The 22,382-nt window shown below is 41.4% G+C and carries 18 protein-coding genes; 6 read left to right on the top strand and 12 right to left on the bottom strand.

Annotated elements, in window-relative coordinates:
* Window positions 1–11 precede the first annotated feature (11 nt).
* From P2W82_RS02395 to P2W82_RS02385, 3 genes are read right to left on the bottom strand one after another with little or no spacing between them, the layout of a single operon-like run.
* Window positions 12–1,172, bottom strand: coding sequence for a DUF748 domain-containing protein (locus P2W82_RS02395; RefSeq protein ID WP_336514236.1), 1,161 nt, complete (start codon window positions 1,170–1,172; stop codon window positions 12–14).
* Between the two features lie 54 nt (window positions 1,173–1,226).
* Entirely contained in the window at window positions 1,227–1,394 is a 168-nt protein-coding gene (locus tag P2W82_RS02390) for a hypothetical protein (protein WP_336514235.1), read from the bottom strand.
* Window positions 1,395–1,417: 23 nt separating this feature from the next.
* Window positions 1,418–1,834, bottom strand: a complete 417-nt coding sequence (locus P2W82_RS02385; RefSeq protein ID WP_336514234.1) for a hypothetical protein — start codon at window positions 1,832–1,834, stop codon at window positions 1,418–1,420.
* Between the two features lie 405 nt (window positions 1,835–2,239).
* Here P2W82_RS02385 and P2W82_RS02380 point away from each other — a divergent pair, with 405 nt between their 5' ends.
* Window positions 2,240–3,820 carry a M20/M25/M40 family metallo-hydrolase gene (locus tag P2W82_RS02380; RefSeq protein ID WP_336514233.1) on the top strand — a complete coding sequence of 527 codons (1,581 nt, stop codon included), beginning with the start codon at window positions 2,240–2,242 and terminating at the stop codon, window positions 3,818–3,820.
* A gap of 63 nt (window positions 3,821–3,883) precedes the next feature.
* Here the strand turns inward: P2W82_RS02380 and P2W82_RS02375 are convergent, their stop codons facing one another.
* From P2W82_RS02375 to P2W82_RS02365, 3 genes are read right to left on the bottom strand one after another with little or no spacing between them, the layout of a single operon-like run.
* Window positions 3,884–5,107, bottom strand: a complete 1,224-nt coding sequence (locus P2W82_RS02375; protein WP_336514232.1) for a sterol desaturase family protein — start codon at window positions 5,105–5,107, stop codon at window positions 3,884–3,886.
* 6 nt (window positions 5,108–5,113) lie between these two features.
* Window positions 5,114–5,398 carry a carboxypeptidase regulatory-like domain-containing protein gene (locus P2W82_RS02370; RefSeq protein WP_336514231.1) on the bottom strand — a complete coding sequence of 95 codons (285 nt, stop codon included), beginning with the start codon at window positions 5,396–5,398 and terminating at the stop codon, window positions 5,114–5,116.
* Between the two features lie 45 nt (window positions 5,399–5,443).
* Complete coding sequence (locus tag P2W82_RS02365; protein ID WP_336514230.1) at window positions 5,444–6,328, bottom strand: aldo/keto reductase; 885 nt, start codon at window positions 6,326–6,328, stop codon at window positions 5,444–5,446.
* Window positions 6,329–6,450: 122 nt separating this feature from the next.
* Between P2W82_RS02365 and P2W82_RS02360 the strand changes: the two genes are divergently transcribed.
* Both P2W82_RS02360 and P2W82_RS02355 read left to right on the top strand, forming a co-directional pair.
* Entirely contained in the window at window positions 6,451–7,083 is a 633-nt protein-coding gene (locus tag P2W82_RS02360; protein ID WP_336514229.1) for an RBBP9/YdeN family alpha/beta hydrolase, read from the top strand.
* Window positions 7,084–7,218: 135 nt separating this feature from the next.
* On the top strand, window positions 7,219–7,953 hold the full coding sequence (locus P2W82_RS02355; RefSeq protein ID WP_336514228.1) for a phosphatase PAP2 family protein: 735 nt from the start codon (window positions 7,219–7,221) through the stop codon (window positions 7,951–7,953).
* Window positions 7,954–7,986: 33 nt separating this feature from the next.
* Here P2W82_RS02355 and P2W82_RS02350 read toward each other — a convergent pair whose 3' ends face one another.
* The 3 genes from P2W82_RS02350 to P2W82_RS02340 are packed head-to-tail and all read right to left on the bottom strand — an operon-like array spanning window position 7,987 to window position 10,854.
* Complete coding sequence (locus tag P2W82_RS02350; RefSeq protein WP_336514227.1) at window positions 7,987–9,015, bottom strand: hypothetical protein; 1,029 nt, start codon at window positions 9,013–9,015, stop codon at window positions 7,987–7,989.
* Window positions 9,016–9,062: 47 nt separating this feature from the next.
* Window positions 9,063–10,178 carry a hypothetical protein gene (locus tag P2W82_RS02345; protein WP_336514226.1) on the bottom strand — a complete coding sequence of 372 codons (1,116 nt, stop codon included), beginning with the start codon at window positions 10,176–10,178 and terminating at the stop codon, window positions 9,063–9,065.
* Window positions 10,179–10,182: 4 nt separating this feature from the next.
* Window positions 10,183–10,854, bottom strand: a complete 672-nt coding sequence (locus P2W82_RS02340) for a hypothetical protein (RefSeq protein ID WP_336514225.1) — start codon at window positions 10,852–10,854, stop codon at window positions 10,183–10,185.
* Between the two features lie 518 nt (window positions 10,855–11,372).
* On the opposite strand from P2W82_RS02340, the gene P2W82_RS02335 reads away from it, so the two are divergent.
* Window positions 11,373–13,508, top strand: a complete 2,136-nt coding sequence (locus tag P2W82_RS02335) for a M43 family zinc metalloprotease (RefSeq protein ID WP_336514224.1) — start codon at window positions 11,373–11,375, stop codon at window positions 13,506–13,508.
* Between the two features lie 9 nt (window positions 13,509–13,517).
* Here the strand turns inward: P2W82_RS02335 and solA are convergent, their stop codons facing one another.
* Both solA and P2W82_RS02325 read right to left on the bottom strand, forming a co-directional pair.
* Entirely contained in the window at window positions 13,518–14,675 is a 1,158-nt protein-coding gene (gene solA, locus P2W82_RS02330) for an N-methyl-L-tryptophan oxidase (protein ID WP_336514223.1), read from the bottom strand.
* An 8-nt stretch (window positions 14,676–14,683) separates the two neighbouring features.
* Window positions 14,684–16,432: an SMP-30/gluconolactonase/LRE family protein gene (locus tag P2W82_RS02325; RefSeq protein ID WP_336514222.1), complete on the bottom strand. Its 1,749-nt coding sequence runs from the start codon at window positions 16,430–16,432 to the stop codon at window positions 14,684–14,686.
* 191 nt (window positions 16,433–16,623) lie between these two features.
* On the opposite strand from P2W82_RS02325, the gene P2W82_RS02320 reads away from it, so the two are divergent.
* A complete protein-coding gene (locus P2W82_RS02320; RefSeq protein ID WP_336514221.1) occupies window positions 16,624–17,259 on the top strand; it encodes a glycosyltransferase family protein in 636 nt (211 codons plus the stop codon).
* Here the strand turns inward: P2W82_RS02320 and P2W82_RS02315 are convergent.
* Entirely contained in the window at window positions 17,245–18,501 is a 1,257-nt protein-coding gene (locus P2W82_RS02315) for a DUF6786 family protein (protein WP_336514220.1), read from the bottom strand. The two genes, P2W82_RS02320 and P2W82_RS02315, sit on opposite strands and share 15 nt — an antisense overlap.
* A gap of 900 nt (window positions 18,502–19,401) precedes the next feature.
* On the opposite strand from P2W82_RS02315, the gene P2W82_RS02310 reads away from it, so the two are divergent.
* The gene (locus tag P2W82_RS02310; protein ID WP_336514219.1) at window positions 19,402–22,254 is read left to right on the top strand and encodes a Kelch repeat-containing protein; all 2,853 of its coding nucleotides are present in this window, start codon (window positions 19,402–19,404) and stop codon (window positions 22,252–22,254) included.
* Window positions 22,255–22,382 lie beyond the last annotated feature (128 nt).

Below are 22,382 nucleotides of genomic sequence, written 5' to 3'. Positions count from 1 at the left end.
AGTTTTCCCGTTTATTTTTTTCCCTTTTTATCTATTGTTTCGTTTTTGTCTTTCGTTCCGAATAGTCTTTTAAAGAAAGACTTTTTCTCTTCCTTTTTGTCAACACTGCCGATACTCACACTGTTTTCTAAAGCCGGGTATAAGGCCTCTATAAATGCATTTCGAAGCAGCTGCCCAATCAAAGACCATATATCTATTTCCGGTTTATCAGCACGTCCGACAAATTCAGCGCGCGTTGCAACCTGGTCCTTGATTTTGTTTGTCAGCACCCACCCCACCGCTTCTACCAGGCTTTCCCACAGAAATTTTACCGGGTTATCCTTGTCCTCTTTCCAACTGGCAACTTTTAAATCTTTGATTATCGGTTTGGTATAGCCTGCGATCTTTCCATCCTTAGCAGCAGCTTCTGTGTACAGACTAATGGTTCCTTTTTCAACATCAAAATTTCCATAAGCCTTTAGAAAGTCGTTGAGCTTTACCAGTGTTACCGCTGTCATTTTTGTATTCATATCAAAAGTCGGAACCTTATTCAACGGGTTCAGCTTCATATTCAACGTAACATCTCCGTCGTAGACTCTAGCGGTTGCCAGCGCCGTTGATGGTAAATCGTTTTTTTTCCGTTTAGCATTGGAGAGGTTTTCAGCCAGGATATGAATATTCTCTGGATGTAAATCAACTTTGGGTGAAGAGTGAAAATCACGATAGTGAATTTCACCATTATTGATTTCAAACCTGTTCAACCTGAACGGAATAAGTTTGTCTATAACAATGGTCCAGTCTTTATCAATTTTTGTTTGTGAACTTTCCCTGGAAGGTCCTTTGACAAAATTCAGTTTGGGGTTTTCAGTTTCAATTTCTGCGACAATTTTTCCATGAAACAGAGTTTTCCATTCCACAGATAAATCAATTAAGTCTGCCTGAAAAAAAGGAACGGGCACATTGCCTCCAGTTTTATCCAGCTTGATTTTCTTAATCTGGTAGGCGCCCCTCCATAAAGCGATATCAATATCTTCGACGTGACCAACATATCCATCGATCATAGTCAATTGCCTGTTCACATACTTCAAAACGATTGAAGGAAGAAAAAGGCGAAACACGATCAACGCCGAAATCAACAAACCCAGACTGATGAGAACAATCTTTTTCTTTTTTGAATAATTTTTCCAGCCCATCCTTTTCCTGGAAGGGGTTAAAAAATCATTCCCTGGGTCAGGTTTTTAAGGAACTTATTTTTTCGTGGCTGATGGTGATTTCTTTGGAGCTTTAGGAGTGGTCTTTGCGGCATCGGGTTTAAATGCACCTTGAGGTTCTCCCGGATTTCTTTCGTTGTATCCGCGTTTTACTTCGCCGCTTTCCGATTCGGTACTTGTTGTTCTGGAGTTATTTTTTTTCATAAAAACTTTAATTCCTCCTTTATTCAATTATTATACCGCACCAGAAGAATGTCATCCGAAGTATTTTCAGCTGTTTCAAAGCTGATGATCTGAGATGGATAATACGGGCAAAGAAAATTGTTTTCAGCAGAATGAACGTTGTGAACAAGGCATTTTTCGTCATTGAAGATGACAAAACCATCTTTGTCTGTTCTTTTCCCGCTCAATTGATTTTCTAAAATTACTTTTTGGTATTTTTTAATCGTCCGTGAAGGTTCACCGGCATGCTGTACAAAATCGGCAAATTTTCCGTTGCGAACATTTCCTATCGCTGCAGCCTGGACTGGAATGGCTGTTTCCGATTTATTATACTCTTTGGAAAGCGTCTGATCAGGTTTTGTTTGGCTGTGTGCAATAATAATAAATACGATAAGAGAAAAAAGGACAACAAGATCTTTCATTATAGGAGAATATGATTTTAATAAGCGAAAATTCTATGCCAACATTATAGTGCGAAAAGGATTTAAGAATTCATTCATAATTTCCCCGCATGAGTAAAACTTTCCCCAAAAATCATTTCGCAACTTCGGCTAAGCATCGCGTTATTAAAGATAATTTTTTTTCTAACATGTTAGCCCAAAGGCGGAACAAAATAAATTTTTACCTGCTGTTCCTTTTTCAGACTGAAACCAAAATCACTTTTTCTAAAGCTATACTCTCATGAACCGGATACTATATTTACGTCTATCCGTATACGTTATTTTAACTTTTTCCTGGTGAATCAACTTCGGATCGGCAGATTTTCGTCCCTACATAAATTACTTATTCATGCCTATATTTAATACCAGAATTTTAAAAAAGATAATATGAAGAAATGGTTAGTTGCAATTTTGCCGGCGATGTTATTTTTTACGACAGGAGTTAAGGCGCAGCGGCCTGGCGGCTTCCGTGGACCTGAAGGTCCCAAAAATCCAGTCGTTGAATCTTTTGTAAAAGAGGCCACCGAAAATTCACAACTCGAAGCAATAGCCCAGGAGTTGATGGATTTCATCGGACCTCGCCTGGTGGGTACACCGCAGATGAAACAGGCGCATGATTGGGCGGTATCAAAATATGCAGGTTGGGGAATCACAGCGAGGAATGAGAAATGGGGCGAGTGGCGCGGTTGGGAAAGAGGCGTGACACATATCGACATGATTGCTCCAAGAGTAAAATCTCTTGAGGGAATGCAACTGGCCTGGAGTCCGGGCACGGGTGGTAAAACGGTAACAGGCGAAGTCATTGTTTTTCCTGATCTCGCAGATTCCGTTGCTTATGCCGCGTGGCTTCCGCAGGTAAAAGGAAAATTTGTAATGATATCAATGCTTCAGCCCACCGGTCGTCCGGATTATAATTGGGAGGAATTTGGAAAATCTTCTTCTGTAGAAAAAATGAAAAAAGAACGCAATGATCAGACTGAAGCCTGGAATAAGCGTTTAAGTAAATCCGGCTTTAATCTACGTACGTTGCCCATAGTTCTCGAAAATGCTGGCGCTATTGGAGTGCTTCAATCCAACTGGTCAAGAGGATTTGGTGTAAACAAAATTTTTGGTGCATACACTAAAAAAGTTCCGCAGGTGGATATTGCACTGGAAGATTATGGACTGTTGTACAGACTGAGTGAGAAGGGACACAAACCAAAAGTTTCACTGCGTGCCGATTCAAAAGAACTAGGGGTTCAACCAACTTTCAATACCATAGCAGAAATTAAAGGAACAGAAAAGCCGGATGAATATGTGATGTTGTCTGCGCATTTCGATTCATGGGACGGAGGTACCGGCGCTACTGACAATGGTACGGGTACCATCACTATGATGGAGGCAGCCCGCATTCTTAAAAAATTGTATCCAAATCCAAAACGTACTATCCTTATTGGTCATTGGGGAAGTGAGGAGCAGGGATTAAATGGTTCGCGTGCATTCGTTGAAGATCATCCTGAAATTGTACAGCATATCCAGGTTCTTTTCAACCAGGACAATGGCACGGGAAGAGTAGTAAATCTTAATGGACAGGGTTTTCTGAATTCTTATGATTACCTGAGCAGATGGCTCACGCAAGTGCCACGCGAAATCCGTGATACCATCGATACGCGTTTTCCCGGTAATCCTGGAGGCGGCGGTTCAGACTATGCTTCATTCGTAGCTGTTGGAGTTCCTGCATTTTCACTCAGTTCTCTTAACTGGAGCTATGGAACCTATACCTGGCATACGAACCGGGATACCTATGATAAAATCGTGTTTGATGATGTACGGAGTAATGTTATACTCACTGCGATACTCGCATATATGGCCAGTGAAGATCCGGAAACTGCATCACGCCAAAAAAGTGTCTTACCATTAAATCCCAGAACAGGCAAGCCGGGTAACTGGCCGGAGCAAACCAAGGCCACGAGAAAAGGAGGTCTGTAGTTTATCGAAACTTATACACTAAAAGACCCGGCGCGATCCGGGTCTTTTTTCTGATTGAAGAAATTATTCTTCTGACTTTGAAAGGAAAAGGTAACTGTGATAACGTTGCCCAAGAGTTTTATAAAACAGCAACAATGCTGTAAGAAGTCCAAAATAAAATGAAAGCATATTTGCCGAAGGGTAACAGAGATATAAAAAGATGCCGATCAAAGTGAACCTGATATATTCCAGGAAAAATATCCAGCGGCGCTGTTCAATCATTGCCCCGGTTGTTATCAGGCTCAGAATAATAAAGACCGCTGCTATCCCGAGTTTTATCGGAGTGAGGTAATATTCAAACAAAATCACCAGGAACAAAAGAAAAAGTGAAATGATCGTCTGCCACCGGATGTAATTCTGTTGAGTATTTGTTTGTTGCCAGCATCGTTGCTTACGGGACAGCTTTCTTTCCAAACTGGTTCTGATCCTGGGATCAATATCCTCGGGCTTACCAAAAATGATTTTTAATTTCTGCCTGACATTTTTTGACATCCGGAGGGACACCAGCATCTCAAGTAAAAAATGAAAATGCTGCCATAAGAAACTATGGCTCCCTAGTGGTTTGGTGAGGCCATAAACAGGCTTTGATTTTTCTTCAGCAAAAGTGCCAAAAAGTTTATCCCAGATGATGAGGACATCACCATAATTCCTGTCCAGGTATTCCGGATTTGAACTGTGATGTACGCGATGATGTGATGGCGTAACAAGAAAATATTCCAGCCAACCTAACTTTCCTATCAATTGCGTATGTGTGAAAAAAGGATAAGTACCATGAATCATTAGCATAACTGTAATCATCAATGGAGGAAATCCTAATAAAGGTTGTACTGACCAGAACAGGCAACGAGCCGCTGCCTGGAAAACGGTTATCCTTGCAGAAACTGTATAATTGAAGTCAGTGCTTTGATGATGCACAACATGCACACTCCAGAAGATATTTATTCGGTGTCCGAATCGATGATACCAGTACCAAACAAAATCTGTAGAGATAAATAAGAAAAGCCAGGTTATCCAGCCCGGACTAAAATCAAAGAGGGCGTAATTCTTATACAGCCAGGAGAAAAAGTAGAAAAACAATCCGGTGGTAAAAAGGTCAGATAATCTTTCAGCGATCCCGATGTTGACATTGGCCACTGCTTCATCAAAAGAAAAAAGATGTTGCTTGTTTTTCTTTAGACCTGCATAATATTCCAGCCCCATCAGGCCGGTAAAAATGGATACAGCGAGAGCCAGGCAGTTCAGGTGCATCACCAGTTATTTGGGTTGGCCAGGTACCAATGTTATTTCAAGCTGTTTTGTGCCTGAACTATAGTTTCGGATTTCTTTATTGTACCGGTGATGTTGCACGGTTACCTTTACGGGAAGTTTTTGCCAGGTTTTAATTACGAACTCCCCGGTTGAATTTGTAAAAGTTTCCTCTTCACCCTGAACAACAAAAACATGTGCTCCGGAAATATTCCGGTGTGAAACAGAATCAGTCACTTTACCATACACCGTCACTGGTAAGAACCTGTTGATATCTGAATATGTCAGGATCATACAACAAATAGTCAGGATGAAGCTGTAATTAAAAATCATATAGAATTATTCTTTGGACGCCTGGTAAAGCTCATACCATTCCTGGTGTTCGAGCTTTACGTCGAAAGCATCAGCAATATGCCTGATGCGGCTTTCATTGGTTGAACCAATAAGTGGTAAAGCCCCGATTTTAAGCAACCATGCGATTGCTACACTTTCAAAATGTGTATTGTATTTATTCGCCAGTTCTTCAAGTTTACCACGTACGCGTAAAGGTCTTTTATCCGAACTTTCAGCAATGAATCCCTGCGCAAGGGGCGAAGTCGCCAAAGGACGCATATACCGCTGTTTTATATAATCAATCTGCCCGTTATCGAATGCTGATGTGTTCAGGAGATTCAGTTCAATATGGTTTGTAACAATAGGAATTTCCAGGTAGGCGCTCAATAACTGGTGCTGGAAAACTGAAAAATTCACGATACCAATATTTCTGATCTTTCCTGATTCTTTCATTTTTCTCAACACATAAGCAGTCTCTTCCAGATGACATAAGGGATCAAAACCATTTAACAGGAAAATATCGATATAGTCAGTCTTCAGTTTCAATAAAGAATTATCTATACTGTTTATCACATGTTCCTTTGTGCCATTATTATATTTAATGCGAACATCCGGCCTTGAGGGATGTGGCAGCAATAAACCACATTTAGTAAACAGAACCACATCTTCACGTTTTACAGAAGAAGCTGACAATACCTTACCGAAAACTTCTTCACACTGATACCCTCCGTATATATCTGCATGGTCAAATGTATTAATACCCAAATCCAGGCAGAGGTTGAAAATTTTCTCAATTTTCGCGACTGTAATGTCTTCATCCTTCCAACGATAAAATCCATAAATAGCAGGTGATACTTTAGGCCCGACATCACTCAGATAAATTTTTTCCATGCTGTAAAATATTTCCAATCAAGTTATGGCAATATTGGATGATTACCATAAACGACGAAAAGATATCATTGATTTAATAGTCTACCAAAAATATAGACTATTTTAACAACTTTGTTTTTTATATGAAATTTTTTTTGTCATTTTTTGAAATTATATTTGTCTATCATTTTAGTAGAGTTTTAAAAGTTCAGTTAATCATAAAATACATCAACATACCCGGAATAAATAATTCAGGACCGGAACACTGGCAAACCCATTGGGAAATTTTATACGGAAAGGATATGGTGAGAGTGAATCAAAACAACTGGTCACATCCTGAAAAACATTCCTGGGTAAAAGGCCTGAATGATACAGTGATGAGTCAAAGTGATGATGTTATATTAATTGCGCATAGCCTTGGCTGTATTACTGCAGCTCATTGGGCTGAACAATTCGTTGCAGAAAATATTGTTGCGGCTCTTTTTGTTGCACCCGCAGATGTTGAAAACAGCAGCAGCGAAAAACTGAAGTCGTTTGCGCCTTTACCACAACTGCCGCTGCCCTTCCCTACCATTGTAGTGGCGAGCACAAATGATCCGTATGCGGAGATTACCAGAGCTGCGGAAATGGCTAATATATGGGAGGCTGAGCTAGTAAAAATTGGCAACGTGGGACATATCAATGCATCTTCCGGAATCGGAATCTGGAACCAGGGTCTTGATATCCTTCAATGGCTGGAAAAAAGCAATCGGAACAGACACTTGCTTTCTGCCTGACAGAAATTCGAATCTGTTTCGCCAGATTCGAAGCAGAACTACCTGAGATTCAGTAGAAATTGCGGTTGAAATATACCTGATGCGTACTTTCATGCGTTCTAGTCCGGAACGCATTTTTTATTAAAAAGCATTAACATGCGACAGTTCGCCAGGTTTTTAATCTTTTTGACATTTGTTTTCTACTCTTCCGGACCTATTGCAGCACAGGATTCATTGGCGGTTGATACGGTCGTCAAAACGACAAGACCACTGGAAAGTACCGGCAAACCTGGCAGGTATTTCAAGCCAAAAGCAGTGATTTTACCTGCTACTCTATTACTGTATGGCTGCCTGAAACCAGTAATTCCGGCTATTCAGCATCTTGACGAACAAATCTGGGATGACGTTCAGAAAAATCATCCTGACTTCAGAACACACGCTGACGACTACCTGATGTGGGCTCCCTCCGCGTCATTGTATATCATGGACGCCTTCAAGGTGAAAACAAAAAACAGGTTTTATGAACACCTGATTATTGATGCCAGCTCAATTGCCGTGACGGGAGTAATTGGTTTTGTTATGCGAAAGATTTCCGGTGGAATTGAAGAATATAATACGCATGACACATGGTTTCCATCGGGTCATGCTGCAAATGCATTCAGAGGCGCTGAAATTGTGTTCCAGGAATTAAAAGATTCTCATCCATGGTTGAGTTATAGTGGATACCTGTTCGCCACTACAGTCGGCGTATTAAGGATCTACAACAAAGCGCATTTACTATCCGAGGTTTTAGCAGGTGCAGGACTCGGAATTCTGTCGACTAAGCTTACTTATTTTGTTTTCGATAAAATCAAATACAGTAAAAAAAGGACCGAGAATTATAAATTCTGATCGTAAAACGTAAAACGTTGAACGTTTTACGTTTTAGTACGGTAATGACAACAAAAATCCTATCGTGAAATTTGCATCCCAGTCAAACACAAATGTGTCGGTGCCAGTAGCGTCCTGTATGGCTTTATAGATATTTAATCCACTTTTTTGTTTTGGTGTTTCGGCTTTATAACCAGCGGGAGCTTTCAGTACTGTATACCTTTCTTCTCCCTGGCGATGTTGCTTTGCAAGTTCAAAAGGAACACCACCGATAATAAAACACACTTCCCTGTTGCCTTTTGGGATACCAGAAGCTTTTGCTTTTACATCGTTGTACACCTGGTCATCACTCAATTCCTTTTCATAATACTTGGCACCATTGGTTTCAACGGCGCTGATATTAGTTCCATTCATCCAGGAAATTTTTGTGTTTCCTGAACCAATATCAGTAACAAAAGCGCTGTTTGCATAAGTAGAAGGCAGTGCGCTTTTCAATGCAAACTTGCCCTCCTGTTCAGGTGTAACAAGGTTCACTACAAATCCCATTTTTTTCAGCTCGCTGCTGATAATCCCGGTTTTCGGAATTTTCTGCGCACCAGAACTGATGACAAAGTGCACGTTCCTGGATTTTACACCTTTATCGAACATCCCGCTGATATACTTTTTCAAGCCTGCGCGAATATCATCAGTGGTAGCTAATCCTTCGTAGACCAACGACTGTCCGAAATCTTTTGATTTAATATCCCAACGTCTTTCCTTATCCATTTCAATCACAAAAGAATTAAACCCAGTAGCGCCTACTTCCACCACACCCTTTATTTCTCCGTTTACTGGCTTCTCCGGTTGAAAGGCAAAAATTCTGCTTTCTTCGGGTTTTGTTGTTGAGGATGATGATTCATCAGATTTTGATGGTGTTTTTTCGCCTGATGTTTTTGCTGGTTCAGTAACAGATTGGTCAATCGGACCATTGTTCATAAACCAGCCGTCATTGATTGCGAAATAGCCAATAGCAATAATCGGTGCTGCAATAAGGATTGCTTTAAAAGGCCAACGCAAACGACTCCAGGTGGATGTTGATGCCATGTTTATTTTTCTTTAGTTTTTGTTTCGGTTAAAAATAGTTCGTAGAATTAATTCAATAAAGAAAATCCTTTGTCAATTTTTTCTTCTGGTTTCAGCTCATAGCCAGCACTTCCTACCAAAGGAACATTTAATACGGTGAGATTCCTCTGGTCTACTTTTTTCACAAACTCATCCAGTTCAGCCTGGGAAGGGGTACCCCCAACCGTTATGTTGTTATTCTGGTCAAGAAACTCGAGGTTTGAACGAATCGAAGCAATATTCTGGCTGATCGCCTGTGTTGCGGCAGACATTGCCTCCTGGAACACCCAACCATCTTTTATGTTGAACACATCTGCAAGTCCTTCTGTAGCGTTCTTCATTTTCTGCGTCGCTTCCAGTTTCTTATGCAGAATTCGGATGGAACTATCCAGGGTGCTTACATAAATCCTGGCAGCACTTTCATTGTCCTTCAACACCTCAATCACTTTCGCAAACTGGTTTGCATATTGTGCATAACTGCGTGCATTGTGCTCTTCCGCTTCACCTTCCTTGCCAAGCAAGAATGCTTTTGTACGGGTTTCTTTAGATATGCGGTTCAGGTCATTTGATTTCTCCGGCTGTTGCTGCTTCGCAGCATCTTCTGCCTGCGTTTCCAGTCTGGACGCATCTGCAGCGAGTTTTTTCACCAGTGAATATTTCTCCTCAGCAGTTTTCTGTGCCTGTGTACCACTCTGGATCATATCGATCCTGACGCCATCTACATGGGTAATCTTATCTTTTACACGCCTCAGGGTATCTTTCGCATCGTTGAGCAGAAGCTGAAGTGCCGTAACCGGATTATTTCTCACGATTGCTTTTTCGCTTTTAAACAATAGCATTTTACCGAGTCGATGCAACACCCCAACAATCTTCGGCATAAGCAGTAATAACACCACCAGTATTATACTGAATGTTACAAACAGAACAGACTTCTGTGCAAATGCCAACAGCGTATCCACGTTCTTGAAAAACCACCAGGCACCACCAATGATCAAAGCCCAGTACAATATGGAAGCCAGTGTACGATTTCCTTTTGTCTGTACTTTTTCCGGTGTGGGCAATTTATCTCCGAGCACCTGGAAAATAGGCAACTGATTCTTTAATTCTGCCGGAATAACCGTAAGCGCATTGGATGATTGACTCATATGTTTAATTTATTACCTGTTGAATAATTTGTCGCACTTCCTGCATTTCAGCAAGCACGATATTTACAGAAGCACCGCCTTCACGGATTTTGTCCTCTATGTTTGACAGACGCGGTTGAAAATTTTCGTCGATATTCTGGCGCTCCAATTTCTTTGCTTCCAGTTTTTCTTTCAGGCTGGCTATTTCCTGTTCGAGCCTGTTGATCTCAATGGTCAGATTGGATTTAAACTGCTCTTTATCTTTTTCAAGCTTTGCTTTTTCTTCCTGTCTTTTCGCCGTCTCAGCATCCAGAATCTTCCGTAACTCCGTCATATAAAAATTACCTGACTCCTCCAGTTTCGCACGGTTCAAAGTTGGATCTGCAAAGCGAAGAGAAGTATACGCAGCTTTGATATTATTGCTGTTCACACCTCCCATTTCAACAGAAGCATTCCACACTTCAAAGAAATCACAACCGGGCCGGTTCATTTTCTCCAGAAGCTGGTATACCCGGAGTTTCATATCACTTGAAGGTGCGGCAGTTTCGTTGTTGACTGCAATTTTCGGTTGTTCCTGTACGGGAGCAACATTTACCGGCTTTTCCGGTGATGCAGATGGAGCCTCATTGCCAGTGAAAATTATTTTTTTCAGGCCACGCAAAATTCCTTCTCCGATTCCTGGTTTATTTTCCTGCATAATTTTGATTATTAACTACTCAGAAGAGTTTACGCTTATTTCTAATTTTGAAGCGAACATAAAGACCAAAAGACGTACACCGATTCAAAAACGTTGTAAGTATATTATCAGAATTTTTCCAGCTCCTAATTTCTTTTCAGATAATCGATTACGGTACAGATCAGACAGCGGGTTTTCTTAAGGCAATGTGTGGTTAAATGTACAGGAAATACTAGTAAAAGGCCATTACAGGATACCAGTTTTTCCCGGTCACACAACCTTCATAGAAAATTTGCCGTTAATTAAATTCAGGTGGAAATTGGCAAAACCACCCTTGCGGTTTTGATTCTGAAGCTTTTTAAAATTTATCGTTTACCGGGAGACGCAGCATTGCAGGGGGATCGATAGTCTTGAAACCGATTTACGCGATATCATTTATCCCGTCACATCTTACCAAAGATTTGATATAAAAAAGATGCGTTTTCTCTGGTTCTGAACAAATCTGTTGTAATATTATAGCCTAATAATAAGATTTACCCATGAGAAGATTGTTTTTGTTCCTTTTGCTGCTGTTGGGTTTTTCGGTAGTAAATGCACAACAAAAGAAGAAGGTTGCACCGGAGCATTGTGCGACAATGCCGTACCTGGAAAAGCAATTCAGTCAATCACCAGCATTGAAGGAACGTTTTATCAGGCAACGTGAAGAACTGAATGAGAAACTCAGGAGAGAAAAGAACAATCGCCTGCGGGAAATGAGGGTAAATACCGTGATAACTATTCCCGTTGTATTTCATGTCGTGTTACCAAATCCTAATCTGGTAACTACAGCTCAGCTACTTCATCAACTGGATTCTCTTAATAAAGACTTCAGTGGCACGAATGGAAGTGCAGCAAATATTCCATCCTGGTTTTCCCCTTTAAAAGGAAGTACAGATTTCCAGTTTTGCCTTGCTCAGAAAGATCCCCGTGGTGAAGAAACCAATGGTATCCATCGGGTAACAACGACAGTACAGGAATTTGGGGTAAACAACGGCGTGAAACTAACCAGCCAGGGAGGTACGGATGCCTGGAACACCGAGAAATACCTGAACATCTGGGTAACCGCCTTATCCGACGGGATTATCGGATTCGGAACTTTTCCCGAGTCGACAGATCCTGAATTTCAGGGCGTAGTAATTGATTACAGATCGCTGCCCAATGGAAGTTATGCTGAGTATAACCGCGGCAAAACGCTGACACACGAAATGGGCCACTATTTCGGAATCTATCATATCTGGGGAGATGACGATGGTGAATGTACCGGAACTGATTATATCGATGATACACCGAACCAGGCCGACGCTACAGAAGGTTGCAAAACCGGTAAAGTGACAGACAGTTGTTCTGGTCCGGGCAATGGTATCATGTACCAGAACTTTATGGACTACAGCTATGACCGATGCCTGATGATGTTCACTTCAGACCAGGTATCCCGCATGCACCAGGTTTTTAATCAATACAGGTCAAGCTTATCATTATCAGATGCTTGTTCGCCTCCGGTAATTTATGATGTTGATGCCTGGCTGACTTCGCTTATCAGTCCTGAGCAAAGAATTTGTTCTGAAACTTTCGCACCAGTGGTGGTACTTAAGAACAGGGGAAATCAGACTTTAACAAGCGTGAAGATCAATTTCCAGATCGATGGCCAGGCGCCGGTAGTCTACACCTGGACAGGCTCCCTCGCGAGAACTGCAGAAACAGTAGTAACAATGAACAATATTACAGCTACTGCAGGTAAACATGATTTCCTGATTTATACTTCAAACCCGAACAATACTGACGACCAGAATAAAGTGAATGACACTTTAGGAGGAAGTTTCCAATATTATCCACCAGTGACTGAAATCAGTGAAAGTTTTGAAACTTATGAAGCACTGCCTCCTGGATGGGATGTTGTAAATCCTGATGGTTTGATCACCTGGCAGAGAAAAAGTGGTTATGGAAAGACCGGAACGGCGAGTATGTTTATAAACAACTTTGATTATGAACTTTTCCCAAGTACGGATGATTTGCGACTGCCGGAATTTTCGCTTCCGCCAATGGATTCCGCGTTCCTGAGTTTTTGGGTTGCTGCTGCTGCTTTTTCACCATTAAATACCCAGAATAACAATTGGGATACCTTGGAAGTATTGATCAGTACCGATTGCGGTAAAACTTATACCAGCGTATATAAAAAATGGGGTGAAAGCCTGGTTACCAGAACCACCCCGACGACCATTGCTTATGTACCAAGGTCCAATGAATGGCGGAAAGATTCTGTAAGTCTGCAAAACTATATCAACAAAGGAAATATTCTTGTGGCATTCAGGAATACCACAGGATACGAAAACAATGTGTACCTGGACGATATTAATCTGAGGAAAGTTAACATCAATCCAAATCTGAAAGCAAAAGGATTTTTGGTAACTCCGAATCCTGTCAGGGATCGGGTGACAATACAATTCTATCCTGTTCCTGCGACACTGAAGGCAATACAACTTTTTAATTCTACCGGTCAGAAAATGGCTGAAATAAATGTAGGTGCCAATCCGGGTGTTTACTATCAGTTCCAGACTGCCGGAATGGTCAGGGGAATATATTTTGTGAGGGCTGTGTTCACAGATAAAGTAGAAGTAAGAAAAATATTGAAAGAGTAGTTTTAACGCTTAAACAAATCGTTTTAAACTTAAAAAGTCAACCGGCAAATCGGTTGACTTTTTTTCTATCATATCTGCTATGATTTCTCCGATCACCGGAACAAATTTGAATCCATGTCCACTAAAACCGCAAGCGATAAGGATATTATTATTTGCTTCAGGTAGAAAATCGATTATAAAATTTTCGTCGGGACTATTTGTGTACAGGCAGTTTTTTGTGTGAACAACCGCGTCTCTGAGTTTTGGGAAATAAGCTGAAACGAATTGTCTGATCAATTCCATTTCGGCATGATTTGTTGTAAACGATCTTTTATCGGGATCAACAATTTCACCGGGGAGGTGTCTTGCCATTTTAACGCCCGAAAAATTGCCCTGCTGATCAGTAAAACCGGGAAAGCCATATAATAATCCGAATTTTTTATCACTGATAAACCAGCAAGGCATTCTACTGATATCAAAGGTTTGCTGATCCTGCGGGAAGAACCAGGTAAGCAATTGTTCTGTAACCTTTAAGTCGGGGATGTATTTCCGAATCAGTTTTGACGTCCAACTTCCTGCCGTGAATACAAGCTTCTGGCAGGAAAAAGTTTGCGAATTTGTTTTGACTTCAAATCCTGAATTTCCTTCAGACCAGGATACGACAGGCTCACGGTAACGTATAACTGCGCCATATTCCTGCGCAGATTTTGAATATTGCCGGATCGTTTCTTCCGGCAATACAAATCCAGCATCAGGTTCGAAGATAGAATGCATTCCTGGAGGAATATTTCCTATGTGATCAAATCCTTTTGTTTCGGTCAGTGGATTGGTATCAATGACGACATCGTAAGAGTCTGCGGCATATTTGACACCTTTCAACACAGGGTCATCCTGATCCCCAAAATACAGGATGCCAGTTTTATAATAGAGTTTTGTCCTGGTAGCTAGTTCCAGTTCTTTCCATAGCTCATAGGATCGCCTGAGCAGCGGAACATAATCAGCATGTTCGTAGTATGCTTTCCTGATGATCCTGCTCTGACCGGTATGCGAACCGAATTCGTGAACGCGATCGAATTGTTCAAGGCCGAGGACGCGAATTCCTCTTTTTGCAAGTTGATAACAGGCGGATGTTCCCATAGAACCTGCACCAATAATAATCACATCATATTCATTTCCGTTTCTGGTCATCTGACAGGTTATAATCGCGGCGGCTGTGGTTTGGTAGGATTGGAAAACAGATCACTTCCTTTAGTGTTGAATTTGCGACGATAAACTTTATCAACACAGGTAACATACAGGATATTCCTGTCCTTTCCTCCGAAGCAAAGATTGGACGGCGTCTTCCATGGAAATGGCAGAATCGCATTAACTCTTCCGGTCTGGTCCATAATCTGTACTCCTGTTCGTGTAGTAACCCATACCCGTCCGGCAGTATCGCATTTAAGTCCATCAGACCATGCATTTTCATCTGCATCTGCTACATGTAACCAACCATACTTCTGCTTGTTTGCAAGCGTTCCATCCGGAAGGATGCTGTATACCCAAACCCAGTGTGAAGCTGATTCTGTGACATATAATTGAGTCTGATCCGGCGAAAGTGTGAGTCCGTTTGGAAATCTCAATCCTTTATCAACTTCGATTTTAGTACCACCAGGTTTTATCAGAAATAACCTCCCGGGATTCTGAATACCATCCGGTGAAGTGATGTACATATTACCATTCACAGCAATTGCAATATCATTTCCGGAAAGACTATCGGAAACGATCACCCGTTTGCCGTCTGTTGTATACCTGATGACTTGTTTTGTACCTCCTGCTGTTTCTACGCGTGAACCATCAGGTGCAAATGCAGTTCCGCTGGATTTGTCCGAAGCTGAATTGATTACAACCGGTTGCCCATTTTCAATCACTTTATAGGTTTTTGATGCGGGTATATCCTGGAAGAAAAAAACACCATTCTTATCTGCGATTGTTCCTTCTGTGAAACCGTATCCCTCGCCTACCAGCTCCCAGCCTTCATTTTCTAAAATAACCTGTTGCAGAAAAGCATTTTGTGATTTTCCTTTCTGAACCGGCCTTGGCCAGTCTTTCCATAACCAACGCATCGCATCCGGGAAAACCGCTTTTCCATGTGCACCGTTATGGGCGCCCTCTCCCCAAACATGATTGACTTCATAACCTGCAAATACAAGTGCTCTTTCCATCATTTCATTTGCCTTCCACCAATCCCCGGCGTATATATTTAAATCGTTTGTTCCATCCTGTAAAAAAACACGAATAGGTTTCGGTTCTGTTTTCCTGATAAGTGTGGGATACCGATCTGCTCCGCGCAATCCAACATAGGTACCAATAGCGCTAAACACTCTCGAGAACGCATCCGGACGCTCCCAGGCGGCCGTAAAGGCGCAGACAGCACCACTGCTGGATCCGCCAATCGCCCGATCATTGCCGTTTTTTGAAAGGCGTATTGCCCTGCCGTCTGTAGCCTTTTTCTTTTCCACTTCCGGAAGTAATTCTTCAAGAAGAAAACGCGCATAGTTATCACCCAACCCATCATATTCATAGCTTCTGTTGAAACGATCTAATGCAGTTCCGTTTACTGCCTTAACCTTTCCATGCATCACAAAAACGCCAATAGTAACCGGCATTTCCTTCCTGTGAATAAGGTTGTCCATGACGACAGGCGCATTCCATTGAATGCCGTCCTGGTTTACGTACACGCATGCAGGTTGATCTGCTTTGTATTGTGCCGGGATATATACCCAATATTCCCGGGTAGTCCCGGGGAAAAACTTTGAGGAATCAAATGTGAATTTCAACACCTCTCCTTTCGGTACATCAGCATGCACTACCGATGCCGGATCTTCCGGGTAAGTTTCGGTTTTGGTTTGTGCTGATGATAGAAGGACACGGAAACAAAACAGAACGCAGAATACTTTTCTCATTGGCATATTTTTCTATGGAGTTTAAATGTATTACAAAGTATTGAACCTCAGCAGGCCCATTCAAAGATGATTTGTTTGCTATTAGTTTTCATCAGCCTAAGTCTGATTTTTGCTGTTTTTTATTTCCTGAACTGAAAGATTTTGTAAATTACCAGAGCCGATTGCGATCTGTGAATTCAACCCAAACCTAAATGACAGAAAAAGCAAGAACATTCGGCCTGGTATTAACGGGAGTATCCAACGAGCCGTTTTCAGAAGATGCCGCCTGGCTCAGGCATCACGGTAAGCCACAGTTGTATTTTGTATTCGATCTCCTCAGTGAAATTTGCGAAAAGGTTTTTATTGTTTGCGACAAAATTCAGAAGAACAGGATCTTTTCCTATTACCCAAGTATTGTTGTGAAAAAAGAAAATACGTTGGAATACCTTCCGGTGGTAAATGAATTTTTCAAACAAAATCCGGGGTCCGGATTGCTCGTAACAGGTACGTGCTTCCCTGATCTGACAAGGAAAGAGCTGGGAGATTTTTATGCTGCTATTGATCCATCCAAACCAATTGCAATATTCGATCCAGTAAAAGTTTCATTTCAACCATTGATCGCCTATTATCCGCCGGAATCAAAATATGATGTTGAAAAAAGTATTGCAGACGGAATTTTTTCTGCATCGGAGTTTCTTGAAAAAATCGATGCGATAAAATTTATCCTGCCCTCAGACATTTCAATTCATTCATTCAATAGAAATGAACCTTTAAGCAACAGTTTTTCAATGTTTATTCCTCCCAAAAATTCCGGTACCACTACATCTCCTGGTCTATTGCGCAGATGATCGAAATCGCGGATCCGATTGTATTGAACCCGGATCGATTCCGGTCAATTTGATGGATAATTGTCGAAGACTTTCATAGTTTCCCTGGAAATGACATGTAGTCTGCGTATAAGATGCTGACTGATTTTGTTTCAGATTTAGTGCTGGAGAAGAAGATTCGATCTCGAAGAATGGTCCCATTTGTGAACCATCGCCCAGCGGACCATCATTGTATGCATTAACCGCATCTCCGCTGTAAGGCTCCTTCTGCATTTCCCATTTACTATTTACATAAGGCGCGTCATGATTCACTTCGGGTATAACGACTGTCAATACTAAATTTTTAAAATCAAATGCGGCAGCGATATTTTTTGCAACGACCGGACTCACACCAATTTTCGATCTGAATTTTCCATCACATAAAAAAACCAACGAACTATCTGAGACGAACAGCCGATTACCAGGAATGCTGCCAAAATAGTCATCAGTAATCGAAGCCCTGGACCCCGCGCCGGATCGGAACGGAATCATTACAAAAGTTTCCGGTGAAGGAGTAAACATCCCGAGAAGCCACACTGACAGCAACCCTCTATCGCTCCCCCAATCGTTTCTACCAACATTTGCAATAGTGTTTACTGTTGTGTAGGCAACCGATTTTACATCCGAAGAAATATCTGAATGTAACAACCTATTGATATCTTTTGTCTCCAGTAGCTGAACCTTCCGCGTTATGTCGATGCTGAAATTTTCTCCGGAGTAATTCTTAAATTCCGCATGCTTAAATACGGTAACAGAAAAGCTATCTTTTGACAGAACTTCGTATGGATCAATATCAATGAACGATGGCACCCGCCAATTGCGAAAAATAAACGAGTCATTGTTTTTGAAATAGATCGAATATTGTCCACCTTCGGGCCCCATCCAGAAACGTTCTTCACCTCCCACGGGGTTAAATTGATTACTTTTTCCGGCGCTTTCCAAAAGTTTATAATTCAGCCAGCCAAAACTCAAACCTGTATCACCTGTTGCAGTACTTGTGAATACCCGTCCCTGGTATTCGGGAGAAATCAACACACGTGATTCTCCATCACCAGAAGAAAGCTCCACCAGTTTTTTCCCGCGCTGGATGAGAAAATTCTTATCGTATCCATATGTTCCCTGCTGACGATTAATCACATCTCCACCTGGTTTTTTCACATCAGAAACACAGGCAAAAAGCAGGAAAGTCATGCAGCAACCGAAGAAGAAAAAAATATATTTCACCGGAAAGATTTTTGCTGAAGCTATCTAATTTTTTAAATAAGGCACATCGGCAAGAGAAGACTGTAATGATGGACGCGAGTTAGTCGGTCCCGTTTAAACTCTGAAAAATGTGGATATTGGTGGACAATACTACTGATAAGTTCAGACCATCCGCTCTGGTTATTCATTTCCTGAAGGTTGTCAGCCAGGATTTTTTTAGTAAAGAATTTTATTACGACTCAGAAAAATAATAGTCAGCCAAAGTTGGTATGGTTTATGCGTAACTGATGAAATGGAAAGTCAATTTGCGAATTAACCACAGTTCTGCTGAACTGCTTTTTTAATGATTGACTATCCCGCTAACCTGGTAAACCCGGTATGCTGTGCATTCAGCAGTTCCAGTGCAAACCTCTCCATCATCTGTTTCAGGCTGATGTTTTTCCCCGTTTCCATTCCTTAGAGAAATTTAATTGATATTATCGCGGTTCCGGTCATTTGCTGGTGAAAACTGCTCTATGTCCGAATATCATTCGGATGCTAATTGTCACGCATATTTAACTAACGGTATCGTACAGGCGAATATAGTTTTTTAAATAATCAGTTTGAGTATACTGGAGTCTACAACCTGAGATGAAATTCCACATTTTTTTTATTTCATTTTTACCAGGAATATATATTTCAATGTCTTTGAAAACACTATAAACTCAAATCGAAAATCATTCACAATCAAGTATGTGACTTGAATGATAGAAATGAAAACGTAAATAAAAATGGGTTTCAGATGCATTCGGGTAATTCTTTCTGTCGTGAGGTTTGATAATTGCAAACACATACACAATGCATATTGGTGATGTGTGAATCCGTAGCCATTGAAACATATCTGTTGACCAGCAAACATTCACTTCTAATAAATCAATATTCATGAACCGTTTAACCGTATCCGGTAGCGTCCGGATCCAACGCCAGGTAATAAACTATGATTCAATTTTACTCTCTTTTGTATTTTTCCTGATCTATCTTATTCCTTCAGCAGCTTCATCAAAAAATCATGTTGACCCATATAGCCTATACTTCGGGTTTAGCAGCAGAATGAAGGCTGCAATCGGAAACTGGGAATATGTATATACTTCTGACGGTAGTAATCCGACCGCAAGACATGAATGCAGTTATGTCGAGGCAAATGGTAAATTTTTCCTTTTAGGTGGCCGAGGAAATCCAGGCACCTATATGTATGATCCCGCAACAAATAAATGGACACAGAAAGCCAACTTTCCAAACAACAGGGAAATTCACCATTTCCAGGGTGTATACTACAATGGAAAGATATATGTCATTTGCGCTTTTACGGGTGGATTTCCGGATGAAACACCTGTAGGTGATATTTACATATATGATATCTCTTCTAACAGCTGGTCTGTACTTGCCAACCAGATTCCTTCAGCAAGAAGACGCGGTGCTGCAGGTGCAGTTGCTTATAATAACAAAATATATATCGTAGGAGGTGCCAAAGTTGGCCACATGAGTGGTTGGGTTAGTTATCTCGATGAATTTAATCCTGCAACAAATGCATGGACAACATTGGGAGATGCGCCGCATGCACGTGACCATTTTCAGGCCCAGGTAATCAACGGTAAAATGTATGTTGCCGCAGGCAGAAGATCTAACTATCCAACCAGTACTTACGAACCAACAGAGCCGACTGTGGACGTATATAATTTTGCAAGCCAAAGCTGGACCACTCTCCCATCTTCATCAAATATTCCTACAACCCGTGCCGGTACTGCCACTGTTGCTCTCAATAACGAACTCTATGTTATTTGTGGTGAAAGCGGAACGAACGGATACCACAGAGAAGTACAGGTTTTCAATCCCAATACCGGCGCATGGCGCTCTCTGGCCAACACGTTGCAGGGCAGAAATGGACCCGGTGGTGTTGCTTATAATGGAAAAATTTATATCGTCAATGGGATGGTGAATGGAAATGAAGTAAATACACAGGAAGTATATACCGTTGCTGAAACCGGAAATCAAAGTCCTTATATCAGCAATGAAATAGCGAATGTTTCTGTAACAAAAAATACGGTATCAAGTATGGTGCCGCTATCCGGAGTTTTTAATGATGATGGAGGGGCTTCCAATCTGACATACAGCGTTACCGGAAATACGAATACCGCAGTGGTATCCGGAGTTTCGGTTTCCGGAACAACAGTAACAGTCCGATATGTTCCCAATGCGGTGGGTAGTTCAACCATTACCATCCGCGCCACTGACGCTGCAGGTGCATATGTGCAGGATGCATTTACTGCGACTGTCACCGATCCGGGATCGGCACCGGCTTTCAGCCTGTACATCAATAGCGGTGGAAATGCGGTTACTTATGGAAGCCAGGCCTGGGTTGCTGACAGAAATTTCAGTGGCGGATCTGGCTATTCGACAGGAAGTGCCATAAATGGAACGAACAGCGATGCGGTATATCAAACGGAGCGTTATGGAAATTTCAGTTATGCGATACCGGTATCTTCCGGTTCATACACGGTAAAACTACATTTTGCTGAAATATTCTTCACTTCAGCTGATAACCGATTGTTCAATGTGAATATAGAAAACGGTAAAGGGACATTGTCCAACTATGATATTTTTGCCGAGGGTGGGCAAAATACAATGATCGTAAAAGAATTCCCTGGTATCACAGTAACAGATGGTACTTTGAATATTCAGTTTACATCGGTAAAGGATAATGCAAAAGTTTCAGGAATTGAAATTGTGAGTGAAGGGACAGGAGAAACACCTTCCAATGCTGCACCAAAAGCAAATGCAGGTGCTGACAAAACAATAACACTCCCTGCAAACTCAACGGTATTAAATGGTACAGGTACCGATGCTGATGGAACAATATCAGCTTATACCTGGACGCAGGTGAGCGGACCCAGTACTGCTACTTTCAGTAGTAAAACCGTTGCAGCTCCAACGATCAGTAAATTAAAAGAAGGTACTTATTCATTCAGTTTGATCGTCACGGATAATGATAATGCAAAAAGCGCATCTGATGTGGTTAATGTAACAGTGAATCCAGATAATGGAGGAAACACTCAACCTGCCGCAGGTCTTACATTGGTTAATGCAGCAGAGGATAACGACCTGTTCACTCTCAATAACGGGACAGTAATCAATCTTGCATCCATACCTTCTTCTTCGGTAAATGTGAGGTTGAATGCTTCAGGTGGCGCATCAATAACTAAAGTTGAGTTTGTTCTCAGTGGAAAACAGAGCTACAGCAGTTCTGAATCTGTGGCTCCGTATGCATTATTCGGGGATAATAATGGCGACTATAATAACTGGACAATTGTCGTAGGAAGTTATACGCTCAAATCAACCACCTATATTAACGGTGTGGCACAAACGCCGATCACGATTAATTTTTCTGTTATCAATGATGCTTCCTCTGCGAGAACAATGTCTTCATCTTTAACACAAAGCCAGGTGAACGGATATGTTGAAAATCCATCATTCCGGATTAATCCTGAAACTGGCGGGTTTGATATGAAGGTTACGCCTAATCCTGCAATTACAAACTTCAATATCCGGCTTACCGGAAACACTTCTGAAAAAATGAACCTGCAGGTGGTGGATTTCCAGGGAAAAGTAATTGAGTCAAAATCCGGCATAGTGCCTGGTACTAATTTTTATCTCGGTGACAATTATCCGAAAGGAGTTTATTATATACATGTCATCCAGGGCAGAGACAAAATAGTCAGAAAAGTAATGAAACTCTGAAAACCCCCAGATGTCCGATACTTGCAAGTATCGGACATCTGGCGAAGTTCGACATTTGCAACTCCCGTTTCTCAGTATTTTTCACGAGGAACGGGAGTTTTTTTCTTTTAAATTGCAGTTAGTACACA

The organism is Pollutibacter soli, from assembly GCA_029269725.1.
Lineage (GTDB): Bacteria > Bacteroidota > Bacteroidia > Chitinophagales > Chitinophagaceae > Pollutibacter > Pollutibacter soli.
Note: the sequence above shows the minus strand (reverse complement) of the source record. Positions and strands in the feature narration are given on the sequence as shown.

Excerpts from the sequence above, each read along its gene's own strand:
- P2W82_RS02395 (WP_336514236.1), bottom strand. The coding sequence starts at position 1,172 with ATGGGCTGGAAAAATTATTCAAAAAAGAAAAAGATTGTTCTCATCAGT.
- P2W82_RS02390 (WP_336514235.1), bottom strand. The coding sequence starts at position 1,394 with ATGAAAAAAAATAACTCCAGAACAACAAGTACCGAATCGGAAAGCGGC.
- P2W82_RS02385 (WP_336514234.1), bottom strand. The coding sequence starts at position 1,834 with ATGAAAGATCTTGTTGTCCTTTTTTCTCTTATCGTATTTATTATTATT.
- P2W82_RS02380 (WP_336514233.1), top strand. The coding sequence starts at position 2,240 with ATGAAGAAATGGTTAGTTGCAATTTTGCCGGCGATGTTATTTTTTACG.
- P2W82_RS02375 (WP_336514232.1), bottom strand. The coding sequence starts at position 5,107 with ATGCACCTGAACTGCCTGGCTCTCGCTGTATCCATTTTTACCGGCCTG.
- P2W82_RS02370 (WP_336514231.1), bottom strand. The coding sequence starts at position 5,398 with ATGATCCTGACATATTCAGATATCAACAGGTTCTTACCAGTGACGGTG.
- P2W82_RS02365 (WP_336514230.1), bottom strand. The coding sequence starts at position 6,328 with ATGGAAAAAATTTATCTGAGTGATGTCGGGCCTAAAGTATCACCTGCT.
- P2W82_RS02360 (WP_336514229.1), top strand. The coding sequence starts at position 6,451 with ATGAAATTTTTTTTGTCATTTTTTGAAATTATATTTGTCTATCATTTT.
- P2W82_RS02355 (WP_336514228.1), top strand. The coding sequence starts at position 7,219 with ATGCGACAGTTCGCCAGGTTTTTAATCTTTTTGACATTTGTTTTCTAC.
- P2W82_RS02350 (WP_336514227.1), bottom strand. The coding sequence starts at position 9,015 with ATGGCATCAACATCCACCTGGAGTCGTTTGCGTTGGCCTTTTAAAGCA.
- P2W82_RS02345 (WP_336514226.1), bottom strand. The coding sequence starts at position 10,178 with ATGAGTCAATCATCCAATGCGCTTACGGTTATTCCGGCAGAATTAAAG.
- P2W82_RS02340 (WP_336514225.1), bottom strand. The coding sequence starts at position 10,854 with ATGCAGGAAAATAAACCAGGAATCGGAGAAGGAATTTTGCGTGGCCTG.
- P2W82_RS02335 (WP_336514224.1), top strand. The coding sequence starts at position 11,373 with ATGAGAAGATTGTTTTTGTTCCTTTTGCTGCTGTTGGGTTTTTCGGTA.
- solA (WP_336514223.1), bottom strand. The coding sequence starts at position 14,675 with ATGACCAGAAACGGAAATGAATATGATGTGATTATTATTGGTGCAGGT.
- P2W82_RS02325 (WP_336514222.1), bottom strand. The coding sequence starts at position 16,432 with ATGAGAAAAGTATTCTGCGTTCTGTTTTGTTTCCGTGTCCTTCTATCA.
- P2W82_RS02320 (WP_336514221.1), top strand. The coding sequence starts at position 16,624 with ATGACAGAAAAAGCAAGAACATTCGGCCTGGTATTAACGGGAGTATCC.
- P2W82_RS02310 (WP_336514219.1), top strand. The coding sequence starts at position 19,402 with ATGAACCGTTTAACCGTATCCGGTAGCGTCCGGATCCAACGCCAGGTA.